The organism is Streptomyces sp. NPDC015220, from assembly GCF_043079345.1.
GTDB lineage: Bacteria > Actinomycetota > Actinomycetes > Streptomycetales > Streptomycetaceae > Streptomyces.
The window spans coordinates 646,767-661,292 of sequence record NZ_JBIBUK010000001.1 but is presented as its reverse complement, the minus strand read 5'-3'; the positions used below and the strand labels follow the sequence as shown (position 1 = coordinate 661,292).

Annotated in this window: 14 protein-coding genes; 8 read left to right on the top strand and 6 right to left on the bottom strand. The window is 72.9% G+C overall.

What is annotated here, in order from left to right; all coding sequences use genetic code 11:
* Positions 1-24: 24 nt before the first annotated feature.
* Positions 25-564, bottom strand: coding sequence for a GNAT family N-acetyltransferase (locus tag ACF061_RS03240; RefSeq protein ID WP_392265058.1), 540 nt, complete (start codon positions 562-564; stop codon positions 25-27).
* A gap of 344 nt (positions 565-908) precedes the next feature.
* Between ACF061_RS03240 and ACF061_RS03235 the strand changes: the two genes are divergently transcribed.
* The 6 genes from ACF061_RS03235 to ACF061_RS03210 all read left to right on the top strand — a co-directional run bounded on the left by ACF061_RS03235 (position 909) and on the right by ACF061_RS03210 (position 7,728).
* Positions 909-1,661 carry an SCO2525 family SAM-dependent methyltransferase gene (locus ACF061_RS03235; RefSeq protein WP_392265057.1) on the top strand — a complete coding sequence of 251 codons (753 nt, stop codon included), beginning with the start codon at positions 909-911 and terminating at the stop codon, positions 1,659-1,661.
* A gap of 54 nt (positions 1,662-1,715) precedes the next feature.
* Positions 1,716-3,560, top strand: a complete 1,845-nt coding sequence (locus ACF061_RS03230; RefSeq protein WP_392265056.1) for an SCO2524 family protein — start codon at positions 1,716-1,718, stop codon at positions 3,558-3,560.
* 3 nt (positions 3,561-3,563) lie between these two features.
* Entirely contained in the window at positions 3,564-4,481 is a 918-nt protein-coding gene (locus ACF061_RS03225) for an SCO2523 family variant P-loop protein (protein WP_392265055.1), read from the top strand.
* Entirely contained in the window at positions 4,478-5,443 is a 966-nt protein-coding gene (locus ACF061_RS03220) for an SCO2522 family protein (RefSeq protein WP_392265054.1), read from the top strand. Before ACF061_RS03225 ends, ACF061_RS03220 begins: the two co-directional genes overlap by 4 nt.
* A gap of 13 nt (positions 5,444-5,456) precedes the next feature.
* Positions 5,457-6,458, top strand: coding sequence for an SCO2521 family protein (locus tag ACF061_RS03215; RefSeq protein WP_392265053.1), 1,002 nt, complete (start codon positions 5,457-5,459; stop codon positions 6,456-6,458).
* Between the two features lie 76 nt (positions 6,459-6,534).
* Entirely contained in the window at positions 6,535-7,728 is a 1,194-nt protein-coding gene (locus ACF061_RS03210; protein ID WP_392265052.1) for a hypothetical protein, read from the top strand.
* Positions 7,729-7,741: 13 nt separating this feature from the next.
* On the opposite strand, the gene ACF061_RS03205 is transcribed toward ACF061_RS03210, so the two are convergent.
* Positions 7,742-9,250, bottom strand: coding sequence for an alpha/beta hydrolase (locus tag ACF061_RS03205; RefSeq protein WP_392265051.1), 1,509 nt, complete (start codon positions 9,248-9,250; stop codon positions 7,742-7,744).
* A 214-nt stretch (positions 9,251-9,464) separates the two neighbouring features.
* On the opposite strand from ACF061_RS03205, the gene recO reads away from it, so the two are divergent.
* A complete protein-coding gene (gene recO / locus ACF061_RS03200; RefSeq protein WP_392265050.1) occupies positions 9,465-10,211 on the top strand; it encodes a DNA repair protein RecO in 747 nt (248 codons plus the stop codon).
* A gap of 40 nt (positions 10,212-10,251) precedes the next feature.
* Entirely contained in the window at positions 10,252-11,091 is an 840-nt protein-coding gene (locus ACF061_RS03195; protein ID WP_392265049.1) for an isoprenyl transferase, read from the top strand.
* 144 nt (positions 11,092-11,235) lie between these two features.
* Here ACF061_RS03195 and ACF061_RS03190 read toward each other — a convergent pair whose 3' ends face one another.
* Genes ACF061_RS03190 through ACF061_RS03175 form a run of 4 tightly spaced genes read right to left on the bottom strand, consistent with a single transcriptional unit; the run spans position 11,236 to position 14,353 of the window.
* On the bottom strand, positions 11,236-11,652 hold the full coding sequence (locus tag ACF061_RS03190; protein ID WP_392265048.1) for a Fur family transcriptional regulator: 417 nt from the start codon (positions 11,650-11,652) through the stop codon (positions 11,236-11,238).
* A gap of 60 nt (positions 11,653-11,712) precedes the next feature.
* Positions 11,713-12,615, bottom strand: coding sequence for a metal ABC transporter permease (locus ACF061_RS03185; protein ID WP_392265047.1), 903 nt, complete (start codon positions 12,613-12,615; stop codon positions 11,713-11,715).
* Positions 12,615-13,373, bottom strand: coding sequence for a metal ABC transporter ATP-binding protein (locus ACF061_RS03180; protein ID WP_392265046.1), 759 nt, complete (start codon positions 13,371-13,373; stop codon positions 12,615-12,617). The genes ACF061_RS03185 and ACF061_RS03180 overlap by 1 nt, the downstream gene beginning before the upstream one ends.
* Positions 13,374-13,393: 20 nt before the next feature.
* Positions 13,394-14,353 (bottom strand): metal ABC transporter substrate-binding protein, encoded by a 960-nt coding sequence (locus ACF061_RS03175; protein WP_392265045.1) that lies wholly within the window; start codon positions 14,351-14,353, stop codon positions 13,394-13,396.
* Between the last annotated feature and the right edge of the window lie 173 nt (positions 14,354-14,526).

Sequence of the window (14,526 nt, the reverse complement as noted above, 5' to 3'; positions counted from 1 at the left end):
CGCCGGGGCTCCGGCTCAGGGGCGTCAGGTGAGGTCCAGACGCATCACCTGGCGGTCCATGCCGGGGCCGAAGTAGTCCCGGCGCAGGCCCGCGTCGGGTTCCTCGGGACGGAAGCCCAGGGACCGGTAGAGCAGGATCGCGGCGCGGTTGGCGGGTTCCACGGTGAGCCGCACCTCCTCGATCCCGCTCCGGCGCAGCCGGGCCAGGATCTCGACCATCAGCTCCCGGCCGAGCCCGTTGCGGCGGCGGTCGTGGGTGACGGCCAGGCCGAGGATCCAGCTGTCCCGGCCCAGCGCCGTGGTACCGGCCAGCACATAGCCGCGCAGGCGGTCCGTGCCGTCGTCGAGGACCAGGAAGTGCTCCGCGTACATGTCGTAGAGCTGGCGCAGCAGGAACCCCGGGTAGGCGACCTCCTGGAAGACCTCCTCGTCCAGCCGCTGGAGTTCGGGCAGGTCGGACTCCCGCGCTCTCCGCAGGACCAGTGGCAGGGGGTCGGCGAACGGCGCCGGCGCCGTGAGCTGCTCGTGGCGGTCCAGGGATCGTTCCAGCGGTTCGGCGGTCATGCCACCCCCCAGTCGGGACGTGCGGACGTCAACACGACGATCACCGGCGCGGTAACCCGAAGGAATGAAGGATCGGTATGGCGGCCGGCGGCTCGTACTGACTAGAGTGGGCCGCCCAACTCCGCGTGTGCAAGGGCGATTTGGCGTGTGCGCCCAGGTGTGCTGACGTGCGCCCGAGTGCCCCCTGCACATGGGGAGTGGCGTATTCCCGGCTGTCTGTGCGCCCTCGGTGGGCCTACCGTGCGGGGAACGAGGTTGCCGCTTCATATGCCGACGTTCCCAGGGCACGCGAACACGGCACACGGACTTGCTCGGAAGACGAAACGGAACGCGGCAGGGTGACTATGGATCGCAACGCTGACGCACCTTGGTCGAAGTTCGATCCAGAGGTGTACGTCGACAACAACTACCGGACGCCGCTCGAGGTCGACCTGCTGATCGTGCGGCTGATGCGCGACCATTTCGGCCAATGCCTGGCGGACGTCGCCCCGGGCTCGCTGCGCGGCGTGGACGTCGGCGCCGGTGCGAACCTCTACCCCGCGCTCTCCATGCTGCCCTGGTGCGCCAAGGTGCTCCTGCTCGAGTACGCCCGCCCGAACGTCGAGTACCTGGAGCGGCAGACCGGGCCGGAGGGCTACGACACGGCCTGGGACGCGTTCTGGGACGTGCTCAGCCAGGGCCCGGCCCACCGTGCCGTCGAGCACCCGAGGTCCAGGGTCGGTGAGATCGTCCGGGTGGAGCGGGCCAACCTGTTCGACCTCGACGGACGGCGGCGCTGGGACATCGGGACGATGTTCTTCGTGGCCGATTCGATGTCGGAGTGCCCCGAGGAGTTCCAGCGGGGCGTACGGTGCTTCATGAACGCGCTCAACGAGGGGGCTCCGTTCGCCGTCGCGTTCATGAAGGAATCGGTCGGCTACGACGTCGGCGAGCACCATTACCCGGCCTACCGGGTGAACCGGGACCTGGCCGCGGAGAGCCTGGAACCGTTCAGCGGGGGGCTGACGATCCACGATCTCGACCACGTGGTGCGGCCGGGGCACGAGGGAATGCTCCTCGCCCTGGGGCGGCGCAATGCGGAGGTTGCCGCCCCGTAGGAACGGGGACCATGTGGGAACACAGGCAACGAGATCTGTACGAGGGGTGCGGGGATGCAGATCAAGCCGCGGCAGCATCTGCTCGACATCTGGCGGGCCACGGCCCGTCATTCGTTCGACGACGGCAAGCTCGTCTGGGGGGACACCGACGGGCTGAGCAGCGTCGCCGACGCCGAGCGACTGCTCTGCCTGCTGTACCCCGCCACCGAGGTCCCCGCGTTCCGGCTCGACCAGCCCGACACCACCGAGCGGGACGTCCTGCGCGCCCTGGAAGGGGTCGGCAGCCGCCTGGAGATCCCGCCCAACCTGATCACCGCGCTGGCCCAGTTCATGCGCACCCACACCGGAGCGGACGACAGCCCCACCTTCGCCGGCGGGCACTACTTCAAACCCTCCGACCCCGCGGACGAACTGACGCACGAGCAGAGCCAGCTCGGGGTCGTGGACTCGTACTCCATGTCCGTCACGCTCTGCCTCGCCACGCTCGGCTTCCTCAAGGTCTACGAGGGCACCACGACCCGGCCCGAGGTGCGCAAGGCGATCGTGGAACTGCGGGATGCCACCAACACCCGGCTGACCGCCGCGATGATCAGCCTGCTGCGCTCCTTCACGGTCAACGTCTTCGACGCCGAGTCCGAACAGGGCCGGCGGCTGATCCAGGTCATCGGGCAGAACAGGCAGTCCGACCGGGCCGTCCTCCAGCAGTTCTCCCGCCGGTTCCGCCCGCTGCGCGCCACCATCATCGAAAGCCTCACCCGCGGCATCCAGGTCGACGAGAGCATCCGGGACGAGAGCCAGCTCTTCGAGTGCGGCTGGGCCTGGGGCGTGGTGCAGGACGCCCCGAAGGTCACCGACCTGGACGTCCAGGTCCCCGGCCAGCCCGACGGCATCGCCGACCGGCTGCCCTACGTCTACTTCACCGTCGTGGCCCTGGACGGCATCCAGGACCTGTTCTCCGAGCGCACCCTCACCCTGGGCCTGCTCGACGCCGACCAGCAGAAACTGGCCGAGGCGCTGCGCCTGCGCTGGGAGCTCAGCCAGCAGTACTGGTCGGCCGTCGCCCGGTTCGGCGCCGACCGCTGGCCGTTGGAGGACCTCCCCTGGCAGACCACGGGCCTGCGACTGGAGTCCGAGTACTTCTCCCTGACCGTCGCGGCCATCCTCGTGCACGACCTGGTCCGCCGGAAGGCGACCGACGACGACCTCACCCGCACCGTCGCCATCATGGAGCGCCTGGCCGACCGCGGCCGGATCACCAGCCGGATGACCAGGGAGGACCCCACCATCCGGCTGCACAGCGCGGGCGTCACCATGCCGCTGGCCGGCTCCGACCGCTCCGGCGGGCTGCTCCTGTGGCGGATGACCGACTTCTCCGCCCAGCTCCTGAAGCGGACCATCCAGCTCGCGACGCTCTCCCGCAACATCGACGCCCAGGACCGCCTGCTGCGCCTCGCCGAGCAGACCTTCGAACACCTGTGGGACCGGCGGATCGACGAGGGCGACGGCACCGAACTGTGGGACGACGTCCGGGCCGTCTACCCGGACGCCCGCGGCGCGGGCCCGCGGCTGTCCTGGAGCATCACCGAACGCATCACCGAATGCCTGGTGGCCGCCCGCAACCTCTACGAGCAGGAGCCCATCCGCAGCCCGGAACTGGCCCAACTGGCCCGGGAACTGCTCAGCGAGGCCACCCACCTGTTCGGCAAGGAGCAACTGGAGGCGTCCACCGGCGCGGACGGAAGCCGGGGCCGGACGATGCGCAGCATCGAGAACCGGCTCGACCACGCCCGCGACCTCGTCGACGAGCGGCCCGCCACCGCCTTCGCCCTGGCCCTGCCGGTGCTCCAGGAACTCGACACCCTGGCCCAGGCCAGGGGCGCCGCGGCGCAGGAGGTGTAAGCCGTGCTCGTCTTCGCCGCCTCCGACAAGGGAGGCACCGGCCGCTCGGTGACCAGCGCCAACCTGGCCTACCAGCGCGCCCTCACCGGCGACCACGTCGCCTACGTGGACTTCGACTTCGGCTCGCCCACGGCCGCCGCCGTCTTCGACGTGCCCGGCGCGATGCGCGGCACCGAGGAGCGGGGACTGCACTCCTACCTGGAGGGCGAGATCGCCGAGCCGGCCAGGATCGACGTCTGGCGGCAGACCGAGCACCCCCTGCTGCGCGCCCGGCCCAACCAGTCCGGCCGTCTGGTCCTGCTTCCCGGGGACGCCGGCGGCGGCGAGTTCGCCACCGGCGAGGAGGCACTGGAACGCTGCATCGATCTGCTGCTGCGGCTGAACGGCGAGTTCGACCTGACCGTGGTCGACCTGAGCGCCGGCCGCAGCTACGCCGTCGACATGGTCCTGGCGGCGACCGCCCACCCCCGGATGCGCAACGTCCCCTTCCGCTGGCTGGTCTTCCACCGCTGGACCCGGCAGCACGTGATCGCCGCCTCCGGCCTGGTCCACAGGGAACACGGCATCATCAAGGGCGGCGTGGCGCGCGGCCACGACGAGCAGGCGCTGCGCGGCGCGATCCGCTTCGTACGGGCCGCCGTGCCCGACCCGGAGTCGCCGCTGTGGTCCCAGGGCTCGCCCGCCCAGGCCGCGTGGATGCAGGCCTGCGACGAGGCACTGCGCCGGCTCGCGGCCGAGCACCGCATCGGCGACAGCGTCGTCCTCGGGATCGTGCCCCTGGAGCCCATCCTCCAGTGGCGTGAGCAGCTGATCACCGAGGAGGACGTGCTCTCCACCCAGATAGCCAACAAGGAGACCCTGGAGGCCCTGGAGGAGATCGCCCTGCGTCTGACGGACGACTCGTACTGGGGGCGGCCATGACGGAGGCAGTGTTCCGCGAGACCACCGCCGACCCGCGCACCCAGTCGGTGCCGCTGTCCCACCTCTCCCTGGAGCTGGGGCACCTCTACATGGAGGACTTCGAAGCCGGTCCGCAGCGGCTGCGCGAGCACTTCGCCCAGGTCCGCCCCTGGGTGGAGGCCGCGCGCGCCGCCGCCGCGGCCCGCACCGGCGGCAGACGCCCCCGCATCAGCACCTGTTTCCTGATAGACGACTACTTCACCCGTTTCTCCAGTCCCGCCGAGCTCGTCCCGCTGCTGCTGGCGGAGGCCGACCGGGCCGGGCTGGTCGTCGACTACCTGGCCCGCGAGTCCGGCTGCGCGGTCACCGGCAAGGTGCCGGTCGCGGAGGCGGTGGCCGGCCGCATCGTCGAGTCGCCGCCGCCCGGCAGCTACGGCAACCGCCCGCCGGCCGCGCAGACCGGCTGGCTGGCCAACGGCGAACGCAGCCCCGTGGCGCGGGCCCCGCAGGCGATGAAGCCGGCCGCCGCCTGGCAGCCGCCCAGGGAGACCGCCGCCCGCCGCCACTCCGTCTTCCTGGACGTCGAACTCCGCAGCGACGACCCCGACGGACACCGCACCTGGTCCTGCCCCTTCCTCGCCGCGGTGTGGCAGCTCGCCCGCCTCGGCCTGCTGCGCAACGAGGGCGAGCCCGTCTTCGTCCCCCACCCGCACACCGCCGCCGGCTTCCCCGAGGACTGGGACGAGCTGCCCGCGCTGGTCCGGCTCAACCCCGGTGCGGACCCGTTCGCCGCCTACCGGACCTGCTCGGTGCTGCCCAACCGGTTCTTACCCGTCGAGCACGCCGTCCGGGTGGTGCTCGACCAGATCGAGGTGGACCAGGACGCACTGCGCCAGGTCGCCCAGCGGTCCGCCCGCGAGAACGCGGCCGTCCCGGACTCGGTGGCCGACCGCGTCTCCTACGTCTTCTACGCGGGGCCGTGACATGCCCGGGACGATGCCGCAGGAGACCGCGTCGCACGCCGTACTCGCCTGCGGCGAGATCCGCACCTGTCTGCTGCCGGCCGGGCAGGCGCTCGACATCCGGGCCGCCGCCCAGCTCCTGGGAGTGCGCGCGGACGAACGCGTCCTGCTCTCCGAGCGTCCCAACCTCTACGCCCGATCGCCCGACACCCTGACCGGGGTCGACTGCACCCTGCCCAGTGCCAACGGCGCCCGGGTCCGCGCCGTCGGGACGGTCGCCGCCCGGGCCGCGCTCACCGAGGGACGCGTCCTGCAGACCTCCGCGTACTTCCGCGTGCCGGCCGCCGGGCCCGACCAGCGGCGCCCGTGGGGCCACTACCTGGTGCGGCCCGCGACGGTCGAGCCGTTCGGGAAACTCCCCCACGAGGCGGTCGCCGAGGGCGTGCTCGGCGGCGGCCGGCACGGCGAGCTCGACGTCGGCCTCATCGCGGACGGGCTGCTGACCCGGCTGCTGCGCCATCCGCTGCTCGACCAGCGCCCGCCGCTCAGGTCCCGCCCCACCCGGCTGCGCTGGGCCGCCCTGCCCGCCGGCCCCGGCGACGGCCCGTCGATCGAGCGGTTCACCCTCGCCGAGGACGAGCTGCGCACCGTACGGCTCCGGGTGCCCGAGGGCACCGACAGCGCCGAGATCGCCGGACTCTGCGACGACCTGGCCCTGCACGACTGGCTGCTCACCACCGTCGTCCGGATGCTCGACGGCATCGCCCTGGGCTCCGGGACGCAGCCCGCGCGGGCCAGGCAGCGGGCGCAGGACCGGCCCGCCGTGGTCGAGGCGCTGCGGCCCGCCGTCGACCACCTGCTGCACCTGTGGATGCCGCGGGCCCGGGTGGCCAGGGAACTGGCCCCGCTGTGGGAGGCGCTGGAGGAGCGGCCCGGCTTCACCCGGCAGTGGCGGACGCTGGTGCAGCGCATCCGCGACCAGCTCACGCTGCACGCCGTCCCCGCGCTGTACCGGGAGGTGGGGCCGGCACCCTGACCGCAGGCTCGACCAGCACCCCCACGCACGTTCCGCATCCCGATCCGACGCGTATCCCAACGGGGGGAGAAGCGAGATGAGCACGGCACAGTCACCCCAGCCCGAGGACCCGGCGGGCGCGTCCCCCACGGTGCGCGCGACCGGGCCGGCGATCCCCGGCCCGCAGGGCGGAGCGCCCCCGGCAGGCGCCCGGGACAGACTTCGGGCGGCCCTCGCGGCCCAGCCGGGGCAGGGGCGCCCCGGCCCGCCCCGGTGGGCGGGCCGGCTCGCCGTCGGCGCCGTCCTCGGCGCCCTCGCCTGGTGCGTGACCGCGCTGCTGAGTCCGCAGACCGCGCTGCCGCGGCAGTTGGCGACCGCCCTGCTCTGCGCCGCCGCGGCGGTGCTCGTCCAGCGGATCGCCGGCCTGGACCGGCGGCTGGAGGAGCACTCCCGGAACACGGAGAGCCTGCTGGCCAAGACCGCCGACGCCGTGCGCGAGGGACTGCGCCGGCAGGACGAGGAGCTGAGGGCGGCCCTGGCCCGGCACTCGGAGGACGTCAGGCAGCTGATCGAGAGCCGTGTCACCGAGGTGGAGCGGCCCGCCGACCCCTACCCCCAGCTGGACCGGGTCCGGGTCGACGTGCCGGAACTGGCCAAGAGCTTCGCCGAGGTGCTGGCTCCCCAGCCGCCCATCCTCTTCACCTTCGTCCGCCTGGAGATGAAGCGGGTGGTCGGATACATGACCGACCTCACCAATCTGAGCGCCGAGTGCCCGGGCGAGAACCACGACTGGATGCTCGCCCTCACCCGGGCCGCGGAGCAGTCCGTCTGCGCCACCAGCACCTCCGTCGACCGCGAGTTCTGGAACAGCGAGCCCGCCAGCCGCTACCTCCAGGCGCAGCAGGAGGCGATCGAGGAGCGCGGGGTGTCGGTGCGCCGGGTGTTCCTGCTGGAGAGCGCCCGGGAGCTCGACGACCGGCTGCTGCGGCTGTGCGAGGAGCAGGAGCTGCTGCGCATCGAGGTACGGGTGGCGGTCCTGCCCGAACTCCCCCCGCACCTCCAGCGCGGCACCACCAACGACTTCATCGTCTACGACGAGGAGGCGTCCTTCGAGATCGACCAGGACCTGCGCGACGTCAACGTCCGCACCAGGCTCATCGCCCGCCAGGACCACGTCCAGGACCGGATGAAGCGCTTCCGGGAGCTCTGGGACGCCGGCATGGGCGTCCGCGAGCTCGAGGTGCGGGTGGACGACGAGGAGGACGGCACCTGGATGGTCGACCGCGGCTGACCGAGCCCACTGCTCAGCGGCAGTGGAGGTCGGCGTCCGGCCGCTGTCCGCTCGCCAGGAAGCGGGAGACCACGCGGTCGCCGCAGGCGTTGCCGTTGGCGAGGTAGGCGTCGTGCCCGGTGGAGTTCACCGTGACCATGACCGCGCGGTCGCCGAGTGCCCGGCGCAGCCTCAGAGCGCCGCTGAGCGGGGTGGCGACGTCCCGCTCGTTCTGCACCAGCAGGACGTTGGAGGGCCCGCGGCCGGTGATGCGCACCGGCGGCTCCTGGGGCGCGTACGGCCAGGCGGCGCACACCATGGCGTTGCGCGGCATGCCCGCCGTGAGCGGGTACTCGGCCCGGCTCTTGGCGACGTCCTTCTCGTACACCGCCGCGGACCGGGGCCAGGCGACGTCGTTGCAGAGGGTCGCGGCGCCGACGGCCGCGACGTTCTGCAGCACGGCCTCGGGCGGCGCCGCGGGCGCGGGCGGCACGGTGCCCCGCAGCGCGGCCCGGACCAGCTTCGCCAGCGCCGGGTACTTGCCCGGCGAGTAGAGGCTGTCCAGCATGGTCTGGCGCAGCACGTTGCCGTTGAGTTCCTCCGGGTTGGCGCCGGGCCACGGGATCGGCTCGCGGTCGAGCCGGGCGGCGAGCCGCAGGAACAGCGGCCGTACGTCGGCGGCCCGCTCGGCGAGGCGGTCCGGGTTGCCGGGCGCGGCGGCCCAGGCCGCGAAGTCCGGGAAGGTGTCCTCCACCCCCTGCTCGTGCCCGGCGAGCCAGGCCCGGCCGACGCGGGCGGGATCGGGGTCGTCGTTGCTGTCGAGGACGACGCGGTCGGTGCGCTGCGGGAACATCTGGCTGTAGACGGCCCCGACGTACGTCCCGTACGACACGCCCCACGCGGACAGTCTGCGTTCGCCGAGCGCGGCCCGGATGCGGTCGATGTCGCGGGCCTCGTTCGCGGTGCTGATGTGCCGCAGCAGCTCGCCGCCGTTGCGCCGGCAGGCGTCCGCCATGCGCCGGGCGGTGGCCAGGTTCGCGTCGACCGAGCCGTCCGCGGCGGGCCAGGGGCGCAGCCTGGAGGTGGCGAGGTCGGCGTGGTCCAGCCCGCAGTCGACGGAGGCGGAGGGGGCGAGGCCGCGCGGGGCGAAGCCGATCAGGTCGTAGGCGTCCCGGACGTCCTGCGGCAGTCTCTGCCCCCGCCCCGAGGGGTCGTCGAGGCTGGAGCCGCCCGGCCCGCCCGGGATGAGGAGCAGCGCCCCGCGCCGGGCCGCCGGTTTCCCGCTCGGGACGCGGGAGAGGGCGATGCCGATGCGCGGGCCTCGGGGGTTCGAGTAGTCCATGGGGACCTGGAGGGTGGCGCACTGTTGGCGGGGGTCGGCGGTGGCCCCCTGGCACGCCGTCCAGGCGAGACCGCCGGGGCCGCCGGGCGCGGGCACGGAGGAGGCGGAGGCGGAGGCCGTGGCCGGTGCCAGGAGGCCGAGGAGGACGGCGGAGACACCGGCGAGGGCGGCGGTGCGGCGGATGCGTGTGCGCTGTGTCATGGGAGGAGCCTCGCGGATCGCTTCCGCCTTCCCCATCCGGCCAACCGGCCGAAGGACAGGGGGGTTTGCCCCAGGGCCCCGCCACCCGGGGGCCGAGCTCCCCGGCCGGGGCGGTCGCCCGCGGGCCGGGCCGGCGGGGACGGCCCGGTACGGGGCGCCGCTCGGTGTGCCCGCCTCGTACGGGGCGGTGCCGCCCGTGCGGGACAATGGAGCCATGAGTCTGTTCCGCGACGACGGCATCGTGCTGCGCACCCAGAAACTGGGCGAGGCGGACCGGATCATCACCCTGCTCACCCGGGGGCACGGGCGGGTGCGGGCGGTGGCGCGCGGGGTGCGGCGGACCAAGTCCAAGTTCGGGGCCCGGCTGGAGCCCTTCTCGCACGTGGACGTGCAGTTCTTCGCGAGGGGCGGCGAGCTGGTGGGCCGGGGGCTGCCGCTGTGCACCCAGAGCGAGACCATCGCGCCCTACGGCGGCGGGATCGTCACGGACTACGCCCGCTACACCGCCGGGACCGCCATGCTGGAGACCGCCGAGCGGTTCACCGACCACGAGGGCGAGCCGGCGGTGCAGCAGTACCTGCTGCTGGTGGGCGCGCTGCGCACCCTGGCCCGGGGCGAGCACGCCCCGCATCTCGTGCTGGACGCGTTCCTGCTGCGCTCCCTCGCCGTCAACGGCTACGCGCCCAGCTTCGGTGACTGCGCCAGGTGCGGGATGCCCGGGCCCAACCGGTTCTTCTCGGTGGCCTCGGGCGGTTCCGTCTGCGTCGACTGCCGGGTGCCCGGCAGTGTCGTACCCTCGCCGCAGACGCTCGCCCTGCTCGGCGCGCTGCTCACCGGGGACTGGGCGACCGCGGACGCCTGCGAGCCGCGGTACGTGCGCGAGGGCAGCGGGCTGGTGTCCGCCTACCTCCACTGGCACCTGGAGCGCGGACTGCGCTCGCTCAGGTACGTGGAAAAGTAACGGCACCGAGAGACAGCGACACAAGGGAGACGAGGAGCACATGGCCGTACGCGGGATCCTGGGGCGCCAGCGCCGCGAGTACCGGGCGCCGGAGCCGCATCCGTCCGGCGCCCGGGCGCCGAGGCTCCCCGGCGAGCTGGTCCCCGAACACGTGGCGATCGTCATGGACGGGAACGGCCGCTGGGCCAAGGAGCGCGGGCTGCCGCGCACCGAGGGGCACAAGGTCGGTGCGGAACGCGTGCTGGACGTGCTCCAGGGCGCGGTCGAGATCGGCGTGCGCAACATCTCCCTGTACGCCTTCTCCACCGAGAACTGGAAGCGCTCGCCCGAGGAGGTGCGCTTCCTGATGAACTTCAACCGGGACTTCATCCGCAAGTCCCGCGACCAGCTCGACTCCCTCGGCGTCCGGGTGCGCTGGGTGGGCCGTATGCCCAGGCTGTGGAAGTCGGTCGCCAAGGAGCTCCAGGTCGCCCAGGAGCAGACCAAGGACAACGACCGGCTCACGCTGTACTTCTGCATGAACTACGGCGGCCGGGCCGAACTCGCGGACGCGGCCAGGGCCATGGCGGAGGACGTGAAGGCGGGCCGTCTCGACCCGTCGAAGGTCGGCGAGAAGACCATCCAGAAGTACCTGTACTACCCGGACATGCCGGACGTGGACCTGTTCCTGCGGCCGAGCGGCGAGCAGCGCACCTCCAACTACCTGCTCTGGCAGAGCGCCTACGCCGAGATGGTCTTCCAGGACGTGCTGTGGCCGGACTTCGACCGCCGTGACCTGTGGCGCGCCTGCGTGGAGTTCGCCTCCCGCGACCGCCGCTTCGGCGGGGCCATCCCCAACGAGGAACTGCTGGCCATGGAGGGCCGCACCGAGGAGGGCTGACGGCGGCGCCCGCGCCGTGTCCCCGCCGGACGCCGGCGGGGACCGGATGCGTTCGGGCCCGTACCGTGTCGCCGTCGGTCCCGGGTCGCGGCGAAGGGGCCGGCCCGGCCCCGGCGGCCCACGGGCGGTCGTGCGCGGACCGGCTCAGCCGGAGGTCTTCGCGCAGTCCGCGCAGGTACCGAAGATCTCCACCGTGTGGGCGACGTTGAGGTAGCCGTGTTCCAGGGCGATCGCCTCGGCCCACTTCTCCACGGCCGGGCCCTCGACCTCGACCGCCTTGCCGCAGACCCGGCAGACCAGGTGGTGGTGGTGCTCACCGGTCGAGCAGCGGCGGTAGACGGACTCGCCGTCGGAGGTGCGCAGCACGTCGACCTCGCCGGCGTCGGCCAGGGACTGCAGGGTGCGGTAGACCGTCGTCAGGCCCACCGAGTCGCCCTTGTGCTTGAGCATGTCGTGCAGCTCCTGCGCGCTGCGGAACTCGTCCACCTCGTCGAGGGCCGCGGCGACGGCGGCGCGCTGCCGGGTGGCGCGGCCCTTCACGGGCGGTCCTGCGGTAGTCACCGGTTGCCTCCTTAGCGCTGCGCCTGCCGGGGCCATTGTGCCAGTCCGGGCTGTGCGCGGTCAGACGCCGACCTCGCCGGAGGGCTCGCGGGTGGCTGGGATCGCGTGCTCCACCGGTTCGCCCGCCGGGCGCGCCGCGGCGAGCGCCCGGGCGCGGCGCCGGGCCAGCGGGGTGGCGAGGGCGGTCAGCGCGATGAACGCGGCGATGGTCAGCAGCACGATCGTCGCCCCGGGCGGCACGTCCTGGTAGTAGGAGGTGACCGTGCCGCCGATCGAGACACCGACGCCGATGGCGACGGCGACGGCGAAGGTCGCGGCGAAGCTCCGGGTGAGCTGCTGGGCTGCGGCCACCGGCACGACCATGAGGGCGGAGACCAGGATCAGGCCCACGACCCGCATGGCGACGGTGACGGTGACCGCCGCCGTGACCGCGACGAGCAGGTTCAGGGCGCGCACGGGCAGCCCCGTCACCCGGGCGAACCCCTCGTCCTGGCTGACCGCGAACAGCTGGCGGCGCAGCCCCAGGGTGACCGCGACCACGAACGCGGCCAGGACCGAGATCGCCGTGACGTCCTCGGGCGCGACCGTGGACAGCGAGCCGAACAGGTAGGAGCCGAGGTTGGCGTTGGACCCGCCCGGGGCGAGGTTGACGAGCATCACGCCGCCCGCCATGCCGCCGTAGAAGAGCATGGCGAGGGCGATGTCGCCGCGGGCACGGCCGTACCAGCGGATCAGTTCCATCAGCACCGCGCCGAGCGCGGAGACGGCGGTGGCCAGCCACACCGGCGAGGTGTCCAGCAGGAAGCCGAGGCCGACGCCGGTCATGGCCACATGGCCGATGCCGTCGCCCATGAGGGGCTGCCGGCGCTGCACGAGGTAGATGCCGATCGCGGGGGCCGTGACGCCGACCAGGACGGCGGCGAGCAGGGCCCGCTGCATGAAGGCGTAGTTCAACAGTTCCATCAGCTGAGCAGTCCCGTGCGGATCGGATCGGCGGTGGTGTCGTGCGGATCGGGGCAGTGGTGGGCGGCGCCCCCGCCGCCGTCCCCGTCGGGCGGGCCGTCGTGCACCACGCGGCCGTCGCGCAGGACGACCGTCCGGCCGATCAGCGGCTCCAGCGGGCCCAGTTCGTGCAGCACCAGCAGCACCGTCGCACCGGCCGAGACCTGTTCCCGCAGGGTGCGGGCCAGCACCTCCTGGCTGGCCAGGTCGACGCCGGCCAGCGGCTCGTCCATGATCAGCAGCTCGGGCTCGGCGGCCAGCGCCCGGGCGATCAGCACCCGCTGCTGCTGGCCGCCGGAGAGGGCGAACGCGGAGTCCCCGGCGCGGTCCGCCATGCCGACCAGCTCCAGCGCCCGGCGTACGGCGTCCCGGTCGGCCCGGCGGAACAGGCCGAAGCGGGTGCGGGCGAGGCGGCCGGAGGAGACGATCTCGGTGACCGTCGCGGGGACGCCGGCCGCGGCGGCGGTGCGCTGCGGGACGTAGCCCACCCGTGCCCAGTCGCGGAAGCGGTGCCTGGGGGTGCCGAACAGCTCGACCTCGCCGGCGGTCACCGGCACCTGGCCGATGACGGTGCGCACGGCGGTCGATTTGCCGGAACCGTTCGCGCCGAGCAGCGCGACGACCTCGCCGCGGCGCACGGTGAGGTCGACGCCGCGCAGCACGGGGCGGGCGCCGAGGTCGGCGCTGACGCCGCGCAGGGATATGACGGGCTCGCCCATGGTGTCGTCCTCCATGCCGGTCACTCGGCGCCCAGAGCCTGTCGCAGGGCCTTCAGGTTGGCTTCCTGGACGGAGAGGTAGTCGGTGCCGCGGGACTTCTTCGTGATGCCCTCGATCGGGTCGAGGACGTCCGTCCTGAGGCCCGCGTCGCCGGCGACGGTGCGCGCGGTCCGGTCGCTGACGAGCGTCTCGTAGAAGACGGTGGTGACGCCGTCGGCCTTCGCCGTCTTCTGCAGGTCCCTGACCCGGGCGGCGCTGGGCTCCGACTCCGGGTCGAGGCCGCTGATGGCCTCCTGGGTCAGGCCGTAGCGCTCGGCGAGGTAGCCGAAGGCGGCGTGCGTGGTGATGAAGACCTTGGACCTCGTGCCGGCGAGGCCCTTCGCGAACCGCTCGTCCAGGTCGTGGAGCTGCCCGACCAGGGCGGCGGTGTTCCTGCGGTAGTCCGCCGCGTGCTCGGGGTCGCCCTTCTCGAAGGCCTTGCCGACGCCCTCGGCGATCTGCGCGTAGCGCACCGGGTCGAGCCAGACGTGCGGGTCCTTGGCGCCGGACTCCTCGCCCCGGTGGCCGTCGTGGGCCGCCGCGTGGCCGCCCACCTCGTTGCCGTGCACCTCCAGCGTGGTCAGGGCGGCGGCGTCGATCCTGGTGCGGGGGCCCGACTGGGCCACGGCGCTGTCCACGGCGGGCTGCAGGCCCTTGAGGTAGAGGACGGCGTCGGACTTCTGGAGCCCGACGGTCTGCTGGGCGCTGATCTCCAGGTCGTGCGGTTCCTGTCCGGGGCTGGTGAGGGTGGTGACGTGGACGTGGCTGCCGCCGATCCGCTCGGCGAGGAAGGTCATCGGATAGAACGACGTGACGACGTCGTACTTGTCCGTGTTGCCGGCCGCGGCGTCGGCGGAGGAACAGGCGGAGAGGGTGCCGAGGGCGACAGCGGTGGCCGCCGCGACCGCGGTCCCCGGTATGAGGCGTCGTCGTACGTTCATGACATCCATTTTCAACAAAAATGGAAACCGTTGTCAACAAGCCCTGGCGCAGGGTCATCGAAGCGGCCTCGCAGCCCCGACAACCGGCACCGATTTGATTGAGGGGCGACCCCCGCCGGTACTCTGAAGCATTCGCTCTGAAGCGTCTCGCTTCGTCGCCCGTCGTCGTAATG

Bases quoted from the DNA above. Each gene is read 5' to 3' on its own strand.
- recO (WP_392265050.1), top strand. From the start codon at position 9,465: ATGAGTCTGTTCCGCGACGACGGCATCGTGCTGCGCACCCAGAAACTG.
- ACF061_RS03175 (WP_392265045.1), bottom strand. From the start codon at position 14,353: ATGAACGTACGACGACGCCTCATACCGGGGACCGCGGTCGCGGCGGCC.
- ACF061_RS03210 (WP_392265052.1), top strand. From the start codon at position 6,535: ATGAGCACGGCACAGTCACCCCAGCCCGAGGACCCGGCGGGCGCGTCC.
- ACF061_RS03180 (WP_392265046.1), bottom strand. From the start codon at position 13,373: ATGGGCGAGCCCGTCATATCCCTGCGCGGCGTCAGCGCCGACCTCGGC.
- ACF061_RS03205 (WP_392265051.1), bottom strand. From the start codon at position 9,250: ATGACACAGCGCACACGCATCCGCCGCACCGCCGCCCTCGCCGGTGTC.
- ACF061_RS03235 (WP_392265057.1), top strand. From the start codon at position 909: ATGGATCGCAACGCTGACGCACCTTGGTCGAAGTTCGATCCAGAGGTG.
- ACF061_RS03240 (WP_392265058.1), bottom strand. From the start codon at position 564: ATGACCGCCGAACCGCTGGAACGATCCCTGGACCGCCACGAGCAGCTC.
- ACF061_RS03195 (WP_392265049.1), top strand. From the start codon at position 10,252: ATGGCCGTACGCGGGATCCTGGGGCGCCAGCGCCGCGAGTACCGGGCG.
- ACF061_RS03220 (WP_392265054.1), top strand. From the start codon at position 4,478: ATGACGGAGGCAGTGTTCCGCGAGACCACCGCCGACCCGCGCACCCAG.
- ACF061_RS03230 (WP_392265056.1), top strand. From the start codon at position 1,716: ATGCAGATCAAGCCGCGGCAGCATCTGCTCGACATCTGGCGGGCCACG.
- ACF061_RS03215 (WP_392265053.1), top strand. From the start codon at position 5,457: ATGCCGCAGGAGACCGCGTCGCACGCCGTACTCGCCTGCGGCGAGATC.
- ACF061_RS03185 (WP_392265047.1), bottom strand. From the start codon at position 12,615: ATGGAACTGTTGAACTACGCCTTCATGCAGCGGGCCCTGCTCGCCGCC.